Origin of the sequence: Liquorilactobacillus ghanensis DSM 18630 (genome assembly GCF_001435235.1) — a bacterium.
Lineage (GTDB): Bacteria > Bacillota > Bacilli > Lactobacillales > Lactobacillaceae > Liquorilactobacillus > Liquorilactobacillus ghanensis.
The window spans coordinates 1-15,141 of the sequence record NZ_AZGB01000001.1 but is presented as its reverse complement, the minus strand read 5'-3'; the positions used below and the strand labels follow the sequence as shown (position 1 = coordinate 15,141).

The following is a 15,141-nucleotide window of genomic DNA, read 5'->3' as shown; positions in this document are numbered from 1 at the left end:
TGCTAACTAAATTATGACGACTAATTTTTTATTCTATAGTAAAAATTAGCATTTTAATCAATTATTCAATGATTTTTTTGGACTTTACACGTAAAGCTTGCTATGATTTTGCTAATTAGTTTTGGTAGAATTTGCTTTAAAATCAGTGTTTATTAGATCTTTTAGAGTATCTTAAATATCGTTTATAACCAAACATTTGATCAATTTTATGCAATTTTTGGACTAAAAGTATCCCTAAGTTAAGAAAAAAATCTCGTATTGTTTGAATTGTACTCAGCTGAATTGGTGGATGTGCGTTGAATTTTATTAATTACGAAAAAATTGATGAAATTAAATTCGTTGTAGTTATAAATATAAAAAGTTAAATATATTTGTCCTATACGATTTTTAAACAGGCTTATAAATTAATTTAAGATTTTACAAACTATTTTCTGGATCGTAGAGCAGATAGATATTTTTTTGTTTCACCCTTTTTTCTCAGTTTTTGATCCAGCCACCCTCTTTTCTTTAGCACTCATTTCAGCCACACGTGCAGTTCTCCCAGCGATATTTATGGCGGTACCGTAAACTAGCTTCAGAAACGCCATGATAAACAAATGACTACCCTTTTTCTTTAAAAATTTGGAGAGCAAAATTGGTTATATAATTTTGTTTAATTGAATTTTGTAGATACACTCGATTATTATATCAATTACCTCGTGGAAATTTATTTGTATCTTCTTATAAAAAAAGCATCTGATTAATAGATTTGTCTATAGATAAAAATTATTGATATAAAGCTATTTTTCTAGTAGATTTTCTATACTCGCTTGGATTCTTTTGAACAATTTTTTTAAACTGCTTTATAAAATAAGTGTCATAAGAAAAACCTGTAGAATAAGCTATTTCATTCAAGCTAAGCCCGGTATGAGTCAATAACTCTTTCGATATTTTTATTCTATACAATAATAAATACTTCATTGCAGTGCAACCATATTTTTTTTTGAATTCTTTATTTAAGGATTCTCTATTTAAAAAAGAATGAGTTATCAAATCATTCAAGGTTATTTTTTTTGTGTAATTTGAATGAATATAGTTCAGTGCTTCATTGAAGGGTGTGTTTTTGCTTGCTTTTTCTAATTCATCTACCATTGATAATAACTCAATTAAATATTTTTTTATACGGCAAACCCAAAACTCGTCACTTTGAACTGCAATTTCACTTCCAGCAACAAAAAAGTCTTCGAGAATCTTTGGATAAATTTGGTCATTAAGTTGATAAAGGCCTGTTTTTGTTGAACACTTATTTCTTTCAAAAAGATTCATACCAGCTTTAATACTTGGGTTCTTCGAAGGTAAATATTTTTTTTCAGAAACCCTTAGTGTACGTAAAAAATCTGCATCAAACTTTATAGTTGGAGCAATCACATTTTGCTGCTTGATTGTAGTTAGTTGATCATGACTTGTAAGACACAATAGACAAGGTGCCTTAATTTTTAGAGAAATTCCATTTAACATTCCGTAGAAAAACCCGGAAGTAATCAATGTAAGTGTGTAAACATTTCTATACGGAAGATCTTCTAAGGAACTATTAGCGATAAAATCAATATTAACAATTCTGTCTTTAAAACGATCCTTTTGTGGCATTATCCACCTCTCCTACAAATAGTATAGTTAATATCTTCATATAACTCATTATATCACGCAAAAATATGAACTATACTTTTGGTGTAGTCAGTTAATATTTAAATATATTTGGAGGTAGTTAATATGACTGTTAAAGTAGCTATAAATGGTTTTGGAAGAATTGGTAGATTGGCTTTTCGGAGAATACAAGAGGTCGAAGGAATTGAAGTTACTGCAATTAATGATTTAACCGATGTTAAAATGTTAGCAAATTTATTAAAATTCGATACAACTCAAGGAAAATTTAACGGTAGTGTTTATGAAAAAGAGAATAAATTGGTTGTTAATGATCAAGTAGTTGATATTTTTTCAAATCCAGATCCTTCAAAATTACCATGGGGAAAATTAGGAATTGATATTGTTCTTGAATGTACAGGCTTTTTCACTTCTAAAGAAAAAGCAAAATCTCATATTGAAGCAGGAGCTAAAAAAGTTCTGATTTCTGCATTTGCTGGAAATAATGTTCCGACCATTGTATTCAATACTAATCACGACATACTAAATGGTGACGAAAATATTATTTCTGGTGCTTCTTGTACAACGAATTCTCTGGCACCTATGGCTCAAGTTTTGAATAATAATTTCGGTATCATCGAAGGCCTTATGACAACCATTCATGCCTATACAGGAGATCAAATGACTCTTGACGGCCCTCACCGTAAAGGTGATTATCGTCGAGCTCGTGCAGCTGCCGAAAATATTGTTCCTACTTCAACAGGAGCAGCAAAAGCAATCGGTCAGGTTATTCCAGAATTAAGTGGGAAATTAGATGGTGTATCTCAAAGGGTACCCGTTAAAGCAGGGTCACTTACAGAACTATATACAGTTCTTGAAAAGAATACATCTGTAGAAGAGGTTAATCATGCTATGCAGCTGGCAGCTAATGAATCTTTTGGATATAATACAGATCCAATAGTTTCTACGGATGTTATTGGAATGACTTATGGTTCATTATTCGATGAAACACAAACTAGAATTATGGAAGTAAACGGTAAACAACTAGTTAAAACCGTTGCATGGTACGATAATGAAATGTCGTATACTTCTCAATTAGTTAGAACACTCAAATATTTTGCTCAAGTATAAGATAAATACAGTATAATGAAAAAAACCAGAACATTAATCCTAGTGTTTTGGTTTTTTTGCTTTTAATACCCTACTTCTCAAATGATATTAAAAAATTGAATTGTCTGTTTTTGGTAACTTATATACACGATAAATGTTATATGTTTTATTTTTCTCACTAGCTAAAGAATCCAACACATTCTTTTCTTTAACTGACATATAAAACGATTGGTTTGAATCAGTGGTTGTTTTAACATCAATATAAGTTATCATTTTGCCATTTTTTAGCAAAATATCATAACCTGCAGCATCATTTCCCTTTTAAATTGTATAGCGAACTTTACAGGCGAAAATTATTTTTATTTAATTTCCTCCAAATCCACTCATACCAGCAAACACCATGGCTATTCCACCACCAGTTGAGGTATAGTGATAATTTCCTTTAAAAATTTCTAAATATATCTTTTTGGCAGTCGGCGACAATGCAGATTTTATTGCCAAAGGAGTTAAATCAGACTGTAGATCATTTAAAATTTTTGGGAAATATTGTTTTTTTAGTAATGCTTGAGCAGCTGTTTGCAAAATTGGCGTTTGCGGACTATTTGGAGCTTCAGTTAATGCTTTTTGTATATCGGCATATAATTTACTTTCTTCAACATTTTTTTTAGGCTGTTCTTTTTTTGAAAAAAAGCTCATATCTTTAACACCACCTTTCTTTTAGCACCAGCATTAACGGTCTTTGGCTTTAACTGTCACCTAATGCCCCCCTTCCCAGCCATATACAGCTACCACCGTAAGCAACCTGAAAAGAAGATTTAGTAAATTGATTTTCCTATACTGATATATATCCATTAGTAACATAATAACAATATTGGTTTACAAGCATTCCACGTGAATTTGAGTGAAACTTGGAATGCAGTGCTTGCTTAAAAATTAGTCGACTATTCTTTGGGCTACTTGAGCTTGTTGAGCAATCAGACTACTATTACTTGGAATATTCAACATCATTTTGCCATTTGTATATACTGGATTTATTTTTTTAGCTTAATCACAATGAAATTGATTATAGCAAAAACTACTGTAATTCCAATTGAATCAATAGCGTAATCAAGAAATGAGTATGTTCCAGTTTTTACAAAATCATAAAAACCAATAACTACAAATTTGTAAAATACAATAGATGCAAAAACAATTTGAATATTCTGCATAAATTTTTTCATAGGATATCCCGCTTAATCATAATATATTTTGAATTTAGATTATATAAATCTTTTAACATCATTAATCAATATTTCATACTTAAGAGTTTGTACTGAAATAGGATTTGATGATTCTGTTAAATCAACGGTTATGTTTACCAAGTCGAACAGTCAGTTTTGTTAAATTGTTAATGCAAGTGAACCCCGTCCAGCAGATTTAACTCCACCAAATATGTATATATTGCAATGCAAAATGAAAAAATAATATTATATATCATATTTTACAAAAGTTATCTAATTATCGCAAGCTTATTTTTGATAAGCGATGGGACTTTGGCAGCATTATTCTTGTCCTTTCAAATTTTGAGTAACAAAAAAGCAACTCTGGACTTTAGAGTTGCAAATACATCCTATATTATTGATTGGATTATTTTTTTGAATTAAGTACTTCCTTTGCAGTGTTTATGGCATTGAGTACTTTTGGGAACCCAACGTATGGAATACATTGAACAAAAATTTCAATAATTTCATTGGGAGTTAACCCAACATTTAAAGCACCATTAATATGAACTATTAATTGATTATGTGTATCCCCTTGTGTTACTAGACTGCTTAGGGTAATCATTTCTCGCTGCTTTAGGTTTAAGGTCTTTCTTTCGTAAATGTCACCAAAAGCAAATTCAATAATAAACTGTCCAGTTTCTGGAGAAATATCTTTTAGTGAATTAATAACCTTTTTGCCAGCAGTACCATCAATTTTTTCGAGGTTTCTAAGTCCTTTAGTGTAACGTATATTATCCATTAGTAAATTCTCCTTTGATTTGATAGTATAAATATAAACTATCAAGTTAACTTTATAGCAAGGAGAAATCATGTATAAAATTCAGCAATTTTCTAAATTAACGGGTCTTTCAATTCCAACTTTGAGATATTACGAAAATTTGGGGATTCTCAAACCAGCCAGATCAAAAAATAATTATCGTGAATTTACTGATTCTGATTTAAATTGGATGATGTTTATATTAAGACTAAAGCAAACTGGGATGCCTTTAGAGAACATTTGCAGATATTCCTTTTTAAGAGAACAAGGAGATCAAACAATTGAAGAACGGATCAAGCTTCTTGACGAACAAGAAAGATTATTGAATAAAGAGTTTTTGAAATTACAAAAGCAATTAGAATTTCTAAAAGAAAAGAAGGAAACTTACAATGATATGTTAGCTAAAAGAGACAATAGGATTAACTAATATTTTCAAATTTTGAGTAATAAAAAGCAACTCTGTTATGGAGTTGCAAAATTATTTCTTGTTGGTAACTTGTTAAAATTTATATAGAGAGGTTAAGGCGAGTGTCCATTGCGGACGCTTTACAACTGACGTTTGGTTTCAGTACATTTACCGTTACTTTAATTGCATTGGTTGTTGAGTTGATTAAAAATCAGCGAAAAAAAATAACCGCCCATAATTTTTACCAGTTAGCGGCTCTACAGGATAAGCTCTGCTAGTAATAGACACCATTAAGTATGATTTAGACAAACTCTATCTTAAGTTTCTTTCCAGTAGCAGCTGCGATTTGTTGTAAAGTTGATAGAGTTGGACTCATGTTTCCATTTTCAATTCTAGCAATAGTTGATTGTGGCCGATGAGCTAATTCAGCTAATTCCCGTTGAGATAATCCTAGTGTTTGTCGCAAATTATATAGAGCTACAGCAGCATCTAATTCACGCCCCGCCTTATCGTATTCTTCTTTAAATTCAGGGTCATTAAGTCGGCTTTTAATGTAAAAATCAAGTTTAGTTGTTCTCATGTTTATCCAACTCCTTTAGATAGTCTTCTTTGATTCGTTTTGCATGCTCAATTTCGCGTTGAGGTGTTTTTTGTGTCTATCCGTTGGTAATTAAATAATTTTCTTCCACAACATGAAAATAAAGCGCTCGCTGTATATTACTTGAAACCTTAGACCTGATTTCATAAAGGTTATTATCTAGCTTTTTAATTCACTGCATTTTTATAGCTGTTTGTAATCCTAAGTCCTCAATTTTATAAATTAATCTTAGTAACCTAGCCCCATCTTCTAAAATTGCTAAGTCATCACTCCCTAATCCCCTGGACCATCGCGTTTCGCATTCAGCTGTTGGCCATGTGTAGGTTGTTGATAAAATTAATTTTCATTAACTTTTATAATGGATTTGAGCTTCAATCATAAAAAACATCAACATTTTTTTATGTTATCTAGTATTCGTACATGCTGATCATTAAAAATTTGAGATAATTAATCAAATGGGAAAAATCTCAGTTCTAACGTTTCAGAATTGTTAGCAATTAGTTTTCCTGAAAGCAACTGCTGTACTTTAAAAAAGATACAAATTGATTTAGCTTGATCACCATTTGGATATTTTTGTTTTCCACTACTATTAACTCCTAAAAGTTTTGATACAGTCACACTTAACCCAGTTTCTTCTTTGAATTCCCTAATACAAGCTTTTAAGGCAGTTTCATAATATTCAATTGCCACCAATCAACCCCCATTTATTAAAATCATAACGTTTTTGTAAAAGAACTTCTCCCTTGTTTTGGTTTGTGCCCGATTAATTTTCTAATATATTTAATGTGTCTTTTATCAATTGAGTTCCTCTAATCTAAAAGTTTATAATTCAAAGTTATTAATGTATTGTTCTTTAAAGGGTAAGTCATTTTTAATAGCTTTTTCAAAAGTTGGAGAATTATTATATGAAATTCTTTTTAATCGTGGATAAACATCCCCTTCATCTCCAACTTCTAGCAAGAGGTATTCTGCACGGCATTCTTTGTATAAATGAGTAGGTTTATCAAAAGGCAATCCGATTGACCCGATATTCAGAACTAATCGTTCATCTGCAAGTGAATAATCGTAATTGGCAACCTGTTGATTTAAACAGTTTAAATCAACATAACGCATAGTCGGGTGATGAATATGTGCATATATTGCAATATCGATATTTTTTCGCTTTCCGGTAAATAATTCAGCTAGATTTTTACTGCTAGATCTAATTGAAAGAGAATCCCCTTGATTATCATATGGAAGGTTATGTGAAAGACCGATTTTTACGTCATTAATTGTTTTTTCAGTGCTTATCGGGTATTGCTCTATCTCTTGACAGATTTTATCAGGATCTTTTAAATGATTTATAATATATCGTTCAATAGTTTTGATGTTAGTCGGTACTTTTGAGTTCTGATGAAGTGAGTTAATAAAAAAATCTTCCCAATTGCCACGAATTAGAACACTTGGGTTAATTTCTTTCAATTTATTCCAAAGTTCTTCAACATCTGGTCCGGGGCCAAAAAGATCGCCTAAAAACCAATAATCAGTTGCACCACATTTTTTAGCATCATCAAAAAATGCATTCAAAGCACTTAAATTACCATGAACATCCGAAAAAATGGCTATTTTTTCCATTTTAGCATCTACTTTCTGCTAACGTTATAGTCTATTATTACCATTTATTGAAAAAAAGAATCATTAAACAATTGATGAATAATAATACTTAAACTTTAGCACCAGAATCATTTCTTGTATATAATCTTTCGCTTGGTAATATTTTCAAAAGTTTTTAAATCAACCCTTGCTGGGATTTGAACTTCAATTAATTCGGCTTGTTTCTCCGATAAGGGACTTTTGCAACAATTCAAAAACAAATACTAGTTTTCCTTCAAAGATTAATTTATCGAAAGTTGTGGAGATTGGAATAACATATTTTAAAGGGATATCTAATACCTTACTTTCAAATTTTGTGTAACAAAAAGGCAACTCTCAATGTAGAGTTGCGAATTATTTTATAAAATTGCTTTACTAAAAATAAGTTGTGGCCCTTTTTTCCCAGTATAAGTTTTTGGTTCTTTTTTGAAGCCGGCTTTTTCATAAAGCTTCTGAGCGGCTACGTTTCTCTTATTTACTCCCAAAGTGATTTCTTGGATGTTAGGATAATTTGTTTGAATATATCTAGGTAATGATCTTAAAGCTGCGAGAGCATATCCCTTTCGCAAAAAACGTTCATTGGTTGAAAAGCTTCTTAACAATAAGCTATTTATATTATTAGTATATTTAAATTTATCATCTCCATAATCTAATATGAAGAATGTACAAATTTCGTTTAATTCATTAACCAATAATACTGGATGATAATTTATATTTTCTTGAGAGATCTTGATAGCATTTTGTGGCAGTCCAGTAAAGACAAGATTTTTTACTTGATAAGTTTCTATCTGCTCTTTAAATTTGTCATTATATGCAATTAATTTCAATGGTTACCTCCGACTCACTTTTTTAAAACATTTCTTCCAAATAATTAAGCTAATTCATTAGCCGTTATCTTCTTTTTTGTTAGTGTAAGTAATCAACCTTCAAGCTAGGCTAAGGGATAATCACATATTTTTGTAAATTTCATCAATAAAACCAGATTTATACTCTATATATTTCGAAATATTGTCTGGATATAATTTAGCGCCCTTGCTTTTTATTTTGCAGTATTCCCTTCTTTCAATTTCATGGGCTGAGAGATAGTTTCTTAAAAAGATATGCTTTTTTAGTGCTTCAGAAAAAAACAGGACAGACATACAAATGATGACGGAAAAGTTTAGATTTACTTTCATCATAACAAAATGCAAAACGATCAGGAATCCCCAAATCACCTTCACATGTATATCCTAACTTTGAAAGTTTCCTTTTAATCAAATCAAAGTTAGAATAATCTTTAATTACAACATCAATATCTAAAATTGGTTTGGCACAGAGACCAACAACTGCTGTGCTTCCGACATGTTCAATATCCAAAACAAATCCATCCAATTTTGCTACTAAGATATTTTTTATTTTATTGAAATTAAATAACCATTTTGGATCATAATTCTCAATTTCTATATGTTTTGTATGCATCTCAAGATGTTCTCCTTCTTCTAATAATTTTACATATCTGACAAGTGATACTTTTTCAATTCGATTGGTGGTTCGGTCGCAATTGTTTTTACAAAGTCCCTATCATGGTCAATCAATAGCATGGTTGGCTGGACTCTTAAAATTAATGCTTGAATCTGTTGCCTAGTAATTACATCCAAATAATTTAAGGGTTCGTCCCAAATGTAAAAATTGGCAGGTTCACACAATGATCTGGCTAACGAAATTTTTCGTTTTTGTCCCATACTAAGCTCTGACAAATCTTCAGTGAAAGTCGAACGTTCAAACCCTAGCTTTCTTAACATATTCAGAAACATTGGTAATTCAACATTATATTGCATTGCATATGCTTCAAGCAGTCCTGAAATGTTTTCAAATTCTTGTGTTAAGTATGACACTTTAATTTCTTTACTAAAAGACAAGCTTCCACGAGCAATTAATTGTTTCTCTCCCAGAATTGCTTTAATCAATGTGGTCTTTCCCAATCCGTTTGGTCCTTCTAAAACCAAGCGCTGACCTTTGGTTAGGTCGAACGTAATGGGCTCATTTAGAATTGTCTGATTCCGCTGTACCTGAAAATCGTTCAGTATTAAAACATGATGCTGATAAGACTGTTTGTAATTCAATGTTAAAGGTGATACATCATCAATATTTTTCAATAATAACTTCTTTTCATCAATTGTAGCTTCCATTCGTTGAAGTGTTGATTTGGATCTTTTCATCACTTTAGCTGCCTTGTGACTCAAAAAGCCCTTATCAAGGTTAACATTGCTTTGACCCCGATAAGCTTTTTTTGATTTCTTTTTCTCGGCATTATCTGCCCAATGCTTAGCTTGATTAGCAGTGGTACTCAACCGTTTAATTTCATTTTGAAGATGAGTATTTTTATTCTTCTCAGTCTGATTTTCACGATCAAATTCACGCTGCCAGGTGTCATAATTACCATTGAACAATTGAATTTTTGCTCGATCGATGGATAACACATGATCGATAATTTGATCAATAAAATGATGATCATGACTAACGACAATAAATCCCCGCTTCGATTTTAAATAGTTGGCAACAACTTGACGACCGGTAATATCTAAATGATTAGTTGGTTCATCAATTAATTGAAAAGTTTCCTTATCGGCAAAAAGTGTTGCCAGTAATACCTTGGTTTGCTCGCCAGGGCTTAAAGTTGAAAATGTCCTAGTTAATAGATTATCAGCTAATCCCAAACGATCCATTTCCAGCTGAATTTTCCAAACTTCAGAATTATTTAATCCCAAAACATCCATTAAAACATCTACAACGCTTTTTGTTGGATTGCTAACTCGTTGAGGAAAGTAGTTAAAATGTAGATTAGATTGAATTTTGCCATAATAATGATACTTTCCCAATAATAAGTTTAGGAAAGTCGTCTTACCACGACCGTTTCGACCAATTAATCCTAATTTCCAGCTTTCGTCAATATTGAGACTAAACTGGTTAAAAATATTATTGACCATATCGTCATATCGAAATGACAGGTTCTTGATTTGAATAGTTCCCATAAATTAACACACTCCCTAAAAATGACGGCGTATGTCTGTTCAATTGTACAAAAAAGCCGTTGCGATAATCTGCAAGCGGCTTTTTGTACCTATTCAAGTCATGAATTAGTAATTAAATACTTAATTACCTAAATAATCCAGACATTGACCTTTATTACAAATCGCACAGACTTACCCCCTGTATAAAACAGTTGATTTTAATTCTGATTAACGATTTGCAAATTTCAATGTCTTGTCACATTCCTTTTTAATATAATTTGTTAAATTGTACTTTAATTTGTTTATCAAGTCAACGGTTAAACCCGTTAGTCGGATTAATTAAGAACCTCTTGGTAATTTAAAAGAAACCACAGCTCCTAAGTTATAAAGATACGCACGCTAGTTTGGTACGTTGTTAATATACTAAATCTCAACAAAGAAAAGGAATAAAAAAAGTTAATTTGAATTATTTTCCCAGTCATTAAGACGCAACAGCAGCGGTAATAGACTCTTAGCCTTGTCGGTTAAATAATATTCAGAATGAAATGGAGCCTTTTCTCCTGTAATTTTTTTAGAAATATAACCATCAGCTAACAAAGCATCAAGAGAACGGACCAACATAATATTAGTAATTCCGTTTGTATTTTTTCTTAATTGATTAAATCCAATTCCTTCATTTTTATGAATTATCCAGAGAATGTTTAACCGCCATTTTCCAGAGAAAGTATCCATAATTTTGGTAATTCCACATGACCATTGATTTGTTGATTGCATAGTTACAACCCCTAAGTTACAAAAATGTGCGTACTGGTTTGTCTTGTTGCTGTTAATTATACTAATCTTAACAACAAAGAAAAAGAGGTAAAATAATGAATTTTTTAAAAAGTCTAGATTCGCGCAGATCAATTCGTCATTTTGATGCTACTGCTTTGATTAGTAATGATGAAATTATGGAAATATTGAATCATGCTGCAAATGCTCCATCAGGAAATAATGCACAGCCTTGGAAGGTAGTTGTAATTAAAAATAAAAAACTGTTACAAAAACTACAAGCTTTTTCATTTAATCAAACACAAGTGGGACGAGCCGCAGCTGTTTTCTTAATTTTAGGAGATAAGAAGAACTATAATGTTGATCAATTAATTCAAAAACATCTTAAATACAAAATTATTAATGAGTCGCAAGTCAGTGATAAGAGAAATAGAATTCAAACATATTATTCTTTCCATCCAGAAGATAAAGAAGAAATTGGTCTTAGATTAGATATCGGATTATTTAGTATGAATCTAATGCATGTACTTAGATCATTTGGATATGACTCTGTTCCGATGAGAGGAGTTCAATTTGAAAAAATAATGCAACTTTTAGAACTTCCGACTGACTGGTCGCCTATCTTATTATTACCAGTAGGAAAAGCTACGACAAAAGGACATGAACATGTGCGTGAAAAAGCTGAAAACTTTACTACTATTATAAATTAATATAGTAAAAAATTAAAAACATATTTACAGGAGACCCATCATCTAAAGGTGACTCTTGTAAAATGCATTAAAAAAGTTCAAATGATACCTTTTGGGTAGTTCTGCACTATGACCGTGAATTATAAAAGACTTTGGATGTACACGTATGACTGCTTAATTATTTTAAGGGCATATGTAGTATCTTTTTTTCGAATTTTTAGCAATAAAAAAGCAACTCCACATAAGAGTTGCAAGTAAGTTTATTGATTTGAGTAATTTTCAGTATTTAAAAATTCTATTATCTGTTTAATTAACTCTGGTGCTAATGGTTTATCCGGTTGCTGATAACTGGCTAAGTTGGCTTTATTATCTGACTTAGGAATATTTTTTTAAACATGATTCATATGCGGGATGATTGCCAATTTGGCTGTTGGAACAGCCCGCTTTAACAGTTGTGCATCGGCTACGGAAATTTGTAAATCCTCATTTCCTTGGATTAATAATATTGGCAATGTTAGCTTAGTCAATTCCACAGCTGGATCAAGTTTTAGAATTGATTGTAAGTACGGCTGGACACTGGGGCGAAACAGTGCCTGCAGTTCAACGGGAACTTGTGGAACCAGCTCTCCGTTTTTCAGGGAGTCCAAAATTTTCAGACTTTTTTGTAACCATTCTGGTTGCCCCGCCAATTGTTGAGTTAACTGATCTTGTAAAATATTTGCTAAATTGCGACCAGGAGTTGCCAATAAAATTAATCCATCAGCTTTAAATTGCTGGCAGGCTTCAATTGCGATCAATCCGCCTTCACTATGTCCAAGGATAAAAATTTGGCTAAACTTAGCAGAGTCACGTAAATGTTTTGCCCAAGCGAGAGTATCAGTTACAAAAGTTTGTAATCTAAGTTGTTTTTCCGACACTACAGCAGCTTGACTTTTACCAACTCCCCTTTTATCAAAACGTAAACTAGCAACATTGTGTTCGGCTAATTGCTCAGCCAGTTGTTTTAAATTATTAGTTTTCCCAGATAAATGATTGTTACCATCACGATCTGTTGGACCTGAACCGGCAATAATTAAAACTATTGCCGGTTTTTTTGAATTATCTGGCACCCGTATAGTACCTGATAATGACCCACTTGAGTTTTCAATTTTAATTTCTTTTTCCATAGGCTGGTTTCCTCATTATAATTCAATGTTGTTATCAATAATTATTTGCCAATACCAATTGATATCGATTTAATAATTTATTATTGTATCAAATCGTTATAAAAATCAAAGATTTCGTATATAATCATTTGTTCATGGATTTCTTTGATTATTTTTTTTCGAAGCACCCGCCTATTGCTTATTTAGTGTTGTATAATTCTAATCAATTAACGAGGTGATTAAATGGTAAAAATTACACTTTTCGAAAAAAGTGATTCTGAAGAATTGTTGAAATATATTAATAAAGTTTCTTTGCAAACTAATAATTTAGGCATAGATCATCAAGAGATTCCTTCCATTTTTAATTTGGAAAAAATTAATCTTCTTAATGATAATTTAGAAGCAAGTGTTTCATTTGTTGCAAAGGACGACAAATCAACGAAAATTGTTGGGTTAGCACAGGTTTCTAGAAAACTAAGAATTAGATACAGAAATCAGGCAGAACTAGCTATTTCTGTTGATAAAAAGTATTGGAATCAGCATATCGGTAGTAAATTAATTGAAACCTGTCTTGATCAAGCTACTAATAAATGGCAAATTGACGGTATTTATTTAAAGGTACTTTCTGACAACTCAAGAGCTATAAATCTATATCAAAAATACGGATTTAAAACAATTGGTAATTTACCAATTTTATTGACTATTGATGGACATAATAAACCTGGTAAATTGATGTTTAAAAATCTGCAAAAATAAAATTACTTGATGTTATTTTTTGATTTGGAGATTTATTAGACCTAGTTTTTTCTTTTTTCAAAGATGAATGTTGTACACAATAATAACCAGACAAACGGTGTTGCAACTTGATATGGTTTGATAAATGCAGTTGTCGTTTTTTGCTTAACAATAGTAGAAATCTCTTGTTGATAGTTCTTAACTTGTAAATTTATTTTATTGACTTTATTTTTCACAATATTTGCAATTTGAAATTGAATTTTCTTTTTAGTAGCGAGTGGCAGTTGAGATCCATTATGATTTTCTAAGTATTGATGAGTCTTATTTTTAATAATGTTAGATTGCGTTTTATAGTTAATTACTGGCTCACTACTTAGCTTAGAATTTTCTGTAACAAATAAATTTCGATGAGTTGTTCTTAATATTTTATTTTTAATAATTTGACTGCTGTCTATCTTCTTTACTTTAATTTGTGCTGTTGACCAAACTTGATTTTGAGCTATTTTTAAATTTGATGAAAACGAAGAAACAAACACAGCAACAGCTAATACAGTACCAATTTGTCTAAATACTCCCGTTACACTTTGCGAAGCCGTAAGTAATTCGCCAGTAAAATCGCCTGCACTTAGAACCGTAAGCGGCCCGATAATAGTTCCATAACCAGTACCAATTAAAATGCAGGAAATTGCAAACTGCCAATAAATATCAGGGTTCATAATCGAAAGCCCAGTATAGCCCAAAGCCAAAAGTACAATCCCACTTGCAATTAAAGTTCTACTGCTTATTTTATTTAATAAAAAACTACTGACTGGAGAAAATAAAAATAGCATTACTGAAGCTGGAGTAATCATTAATGCAGCTTCTAGTTCTGTATGCCCCTGAACATTGGTAAAAAAGCTTGGCATTAGAACCATCATACCGACAAAAAACATTCCTGAAAGAACTGTTACAATTACTGATCCGGTAAAATCACGATATTTAAATAACTCTAGTCGAATCATCGGATCTGGAGCAATCGACTCGCGCCAAATAAACAATCCGAATGACAGAATAAAAATAAGTAGCAGATAAATAACCCGACTACTTGTCCAGCCCCAATCACTCCCCTTAACAAGTGCTAGAACCAATGAGAGCAAAGTAATAACTGCTAAAAACATTCCTAGTAAATCTAGCTTGGCATGCACTGTAGGTTCATTTTTCAGTGGCAATAAAATAACACATAAGCCTATTGCTATTAAAATTAATGGTACATTAATATAAAAAATTCCTTGCCAGCCAAAAAATTGTGTCACCAAACCACCAATTGTGGGACCAAAAGCTGCAGCCAATCCTTGAGTGGTTCCTAAGACAGCAATGGCTTGGTTTCTTTTGTAAGCACCTAATAATCGACCGTCTATAAAAGAGTATATTTCAGCGGTAAAATTAC

General features: G+C 31.5%; 19 protein-coding genes and 1 pseudogene. 5 read left to right on the top strand and 15 right to left on the bottom strand.

The window, feature by feature from the left end:
* Positions 1 to 765 precede the first annotated feature (765 nt).
* On the bottom strand, positions 766 to 1,626 hold the full coding sequence (locus tag FC89_RS00090; protein WP_057870509.1) for a helix-turn-helix domain-containing protein: 861 nt from the start codon (positions 1,624 to 1,626) through the stop codon (positions 766 to 768).
* Between the two features lie 123 nt (positions 1,627 to 1,749).
* Here FC89_RS00090 and gap point away from each other — a divergent pair, with 123 nt between their 5' ends.
* The gene (gene gap / locus FC89_RS00085) at positions 1,750 to 2,751 is read left to right on the top strand and encodes a type I glyceraldehyde-3-phosphate dehydrogenase (RefSeq protein WP_057870508.1); all 1,002 of its coding nucleotides are present in this window, start codon (positions 1,750 to 1,752) and stop codon (positions 2,749 to 2,751) included.
* A gap of 87 nt (positions 2,752 to 2,838) precedes the next feature.
* On the opposite strand, the pseudogene FC89_RS12970 reads toward gap, so the two are convergent.
* The 4 genes and pseudogenes from FC89_RS12970 to FC89_RS00065 form a co-directional block, all read right to left on the bottom strand.
* Positions 2,839 to 3,030, bottom strand: a pseudogene (locus tag FC89_RS12970) (protein NO VEIN domain-containing protein); the annotation flags it as partial.
* A 63-nt stretch (positions 3,031 to 3,093) separates the two neighbouring features.
* Positions 3,094 to 3,426, bottom strand: coding sequence for a bacteriocin immunity family protein (locus FC89_RS00075; protein WP_057870506.1), 333 nt, complete (start codon positions 3,424 to 3,426; stop codon positions 3,094 to 3,096).
* Positions 3,427 to 3,761: 335 nt separating this feature from the next.
* Positions 3,762 to 3,950, bottom strand: coding sequence for a hypothetical protein (locus FC89_RS00070; protein ID WP_057870505.1), 189 nt, complete (start codon positions 3,948 to 3,950; stop codon positions 3,762 to 3,764).
* Positions 3,951 to 4,356: 406 nt separating this feature from the next.
* Positions 4,357 to 4,731, bottom strand: a complete 375-nt coding sequence (locus tag FC89_RS00065; RefSeq protein WP_057870504.1) for a carboxymuconolactone decarboxylase family protein — start codon at positions 4,729 to 4,731, stop codon at positions 4,357 to 4,359.
* Positions 4,732 to 4,801: 70 nt separating this feature from the next.
* Between FC89_RS00065 and FC89_RS00060 the strand changes: the two genes are divergently transcribed.
* Both FC89_RS00060 and FC89_RS12965 read left to right on the top strand, forming a co-directional pair.
* Positions 4,802 to 5,176: a MerR family transcriptional regulator gene (locus FC89_RS00060; RefSeq protein WP_057870503.1), complete on the top strand. Its 375-nt coding sequence runs from the start codon at positions 4,802 to 4,804 to the stop codon at positions 5,174 to 5,176.
* Between the two features lie 101 nt (positions 5,177 to 5,277).
* The gene (locus tag FC89_RS12965; RefSeq protein ID WP_083485366.1) at positions 5,278 to 5,433 is read left to right on the top strand and encodes a putative holin-like toxin; all 156 of its coding nucleotides are present in this window, start codon (positions 5,278 to 5,280) and stop codon (positions 5,431 to 5,433) included.
* A gap of 23 nt (positions 5,434 to 5,456) precedes the next feature.
* Here the strand turns inward: FC89_RS12965 and FC89_RS00055 are convergent, their stop codons facing one another.
* From FC89_RS00055 to FC89_RS00025, 8 genes are all read right to left on the bottom strand, one after another.
* Positions 5,457 to 5,735: a helix-turn-helix domain-containing protein gene (locus FC89_RS00055; protein WP_057870502.1), complete on the bottom strand. Its 279-nt coding sequence runs from the start codon at positions 5,733 to 5,735 to the stop codon at positions 5,457 to 5,459.
* Between the two features lie 465 nt (positions 5,736 to 6,200).
* Positions 6,201 to 6,443, bottom strand: a complete 243-nt coding sequence (locus FC89_RS00050) for an NUDIX domain-containing protein (RefSeq protein WP_057870501.1) — start codon at positions 6,441 to 6,443, stop codon at positions 6,201 to 6,203.
* 132 nt (positions 6,444 to 6,575) lie between these two features.
* Complete coding sequence (locus FC89_RS00045; RefSeq protein ID WP_057870500.1) at positions 6,576 to 7,367, bottom strand: metallophosphoesterase family protein; 792 nt, start codon at positions 7,365 to 7,367, stop codon at positions 6,576 to 6,578.
* Positions 7,368 to 7,744: 377 nt separating this feature from the next.
* A complete protein-coding gene (locus tag FC89_RS00040) occupies positions 7,745 to 8,212 on the bottom strand; it encodes a GNAT family N-acetyltransferase (protein WP_057870499.1) in 468 nt (155 codons plus the stop codon).
* 120 nt (positions 8,213 to 8,332) lie between these two features.
* Positions 8,333 to 8,524 (bottom strand): GrpB family protein, encoded by a 192-nt coding sequence (locus FC89_RS12960; protein ID WP_201780759.1) that lies wholly within the window; start codon positions 8,522 to 8,524, stop codon positions 8,333 to 8,335.
* Positions 8,502 to 8,843, bottom strand: coding sequence for a GrpB family protein (locus FC89_RS00035; RefSeq protein WP_201780758.1), 342 nt, complete (start codon positions 8,841 to 8,843; stop codon positions 8,502 to 8,504). The genes FC89_RS12960 and FC89_RS00035 overlap by 23 nt, the downstream gene beginning before the upstream one ends.
* A gap of 29 nt (positions 8,844 to 8,872) precedes the next feature.
* Positions 8,873 to 10,396, bottom strand: coding sequence for a ribosomal protection-like ABC-F family protein (gene abc-f / locus FC89_RS00030; protein ID WP_057870498.1), 1,524 nt, complete (start codon positions 10,394 to 10,396; stop codon positions 8,873 to 8,875).
* A gap of 435 nt (positions 10,397 to 10,831) precedes the next feature.
* The gene (locus FC89_RS00025; RefSeq protein ID WP_057870497.1) at positions 10,832 to 11,149 is read right to left on the bottom strand and encodes a winged helix-turn-helix transcriptional regulator; all 318 of its coding nucleotides are present in this window, start codon (positions 11,147 to 11,149) and stop codon (positions 10,832 to 10,834) included.
* Between the two features lie 95 nt (positions 11,150 to 11,244).
* Here FC89_RS00025 and FC89_RS00020 point away from each other — a divergent pair, with 95 nt between their 5' ends.
* Positions 11,245 to 11,856, top strand: coding sequence for a nitroreductase family protein (locus tag FC89_RS00020; protein WP_057870496.1), 612 nt, complete (start codon positions 11,245 to 11,247; stop codon positions 11,854 to 11,856).
* A 368-nt stretch (positions 11,857 to 12,224) separates the two neighbouring features.
* Here FC89_RS00020 and FC89_RS00015 read toward each other — a convergent pair whose 3' ends face one another.
* The gene (locus tag FC89_RS00015) at positions 12,225 to 13,001 is read right to left on the bottom strand and encodes an alpha/beta hydrolase (RefSeq protein WP_057870495.1); all 777 of its coding nucleotides are present in this window, start codon (positions 12,999 to 13,001) and stop codon (positions 12,225 to 12,227) included.
* Positions 13,002 to 13,223: 222 nt separating this feature from the next.
* Here FC89_RS00015 and FC89_RS00010 point away from each other — a divergent pair, with 222 nt between their 5' ends.
* Positions 13,224 to 13,736 (top strand): GNAT family N-acetyltransferase, encoded by a 513-nt coding sequence (locus FC89_RS00010; RefSeq protein ID WP_057870494.1) that lies wholly within the window; start codon positions 13,224 to 13,226, stop codon positions 13,734 to 13,736.
* Between the two features lie 41 nt (positions 13,737 to 13,777).
* Here the strand turns inward: FC89_RS00010 and FC89_RS00005 are convergent.
* Positions 13,778 to 15,141: MFS transporter (locus tag FC89_RS00005; RefSeq protein ID WP_057870493.1), on the bottom strand; the 1,364-nt coding region annotated here is incomplete at its 5' end.

Coding starts and splice junctions, on each gene's coding strand:
- FC89_RS00015 (WP_057870495.1), bottom strand. CDS start 13,001: ATGGAAAAAGAAATTAAAATTGAAAACTCAAGTGGGTCATTATCAGGT.
- FC89_RS00045 (WP_057870500.1), bottom strand. CDS start 7,367: ATGGAAAAAATAGCCATTTTTTCGGATGTTCATGGTAATTTAAGTGCT.
- gap (WP_057870508.1), top strand. CDS start 1,750: ATGACTGTTAAAGTAGCTATAAATGGTTTTGGAAGAATTGGTAGATTG.
- FC89_RS00055 (WP_057870502.1), bottom strand. CDS start 5,735: ATGAGAACAACTAAACTTGATTTTTACATTAAAAGCCGACTTAATGAC.
- FC89_RS00060 (WP_057870503.1), top strand. CDS start 4,802: ATGTATAAAATTCAGCAATTTTCTAAATTAACGGGTCTTTCAATTCCA.
- FC89_RS00025 (WP_057870497.1), bottom strand. CDS start 11,149: ATGCAATCAACAAATCAATGGTCATGTGGAATTACCAAAATTATGGAT.
- abc-f (WP_057870498.1), bottom strand. CDS start 10,396: ATGGGAACTATTCAAATCAAGAACCTGTCATTTCGATATGACGATATG.
- FC89_RS12960 (WP_201780759.1), bottom strand. CDS start 8,524: ATGTCTGTCCTGTTTTTTTCTGAAGCACTAAAAAAGCATATCTTTTTA.
- FC89_RS00075 (WP_057870506.1), bottom strand. CDS start 3,426: ATGAGCTTTTTTTCAAAAAAAGAACAGCCTAAAAAAAATGTTGAAGAA.
- FC89_RS00010 (WP_057870494.1), top strand. CDS start 13,224: ATGGTAAAAATTACACTTTTCGAAAAAAGTGATTCTGAAGAATTGTTG.
- FC89_RS00035 (WP_201780758.1), bottom strand. CDS start 8,843: ATGCATACAAAACATATAGAAATTGAGAATTATGATCCAAAATGGTTA.
- FC89_RS00090 (WP_057870509.1), bottom strand. CDS start 1,626: ATGCCACAAAAGGATCGTTTTAAAGACAGAATTGTTAATATTGATTTT.
- FC89_RS00020 (WP_057870496.1), top strand. CDS start 11,245: ATGAATTTTTTAAAAAGTCTAGATTCGCGCAGATCAATTCGTCATTTT.
- FC89_RS00070 (WP_057870505.1), bottom strand. CDS start 3,950: ATGAAAAAATTTATGCAGAATATTCAAATTGTTTTTGCATCTATTGTA.
- FC89_RS00065 (WP_057870504.1), bottom strand. CDS start 4,731: ATGGATAATATACGTTACACTAAAGGACTTAGAAACCTCGAAAAAATT.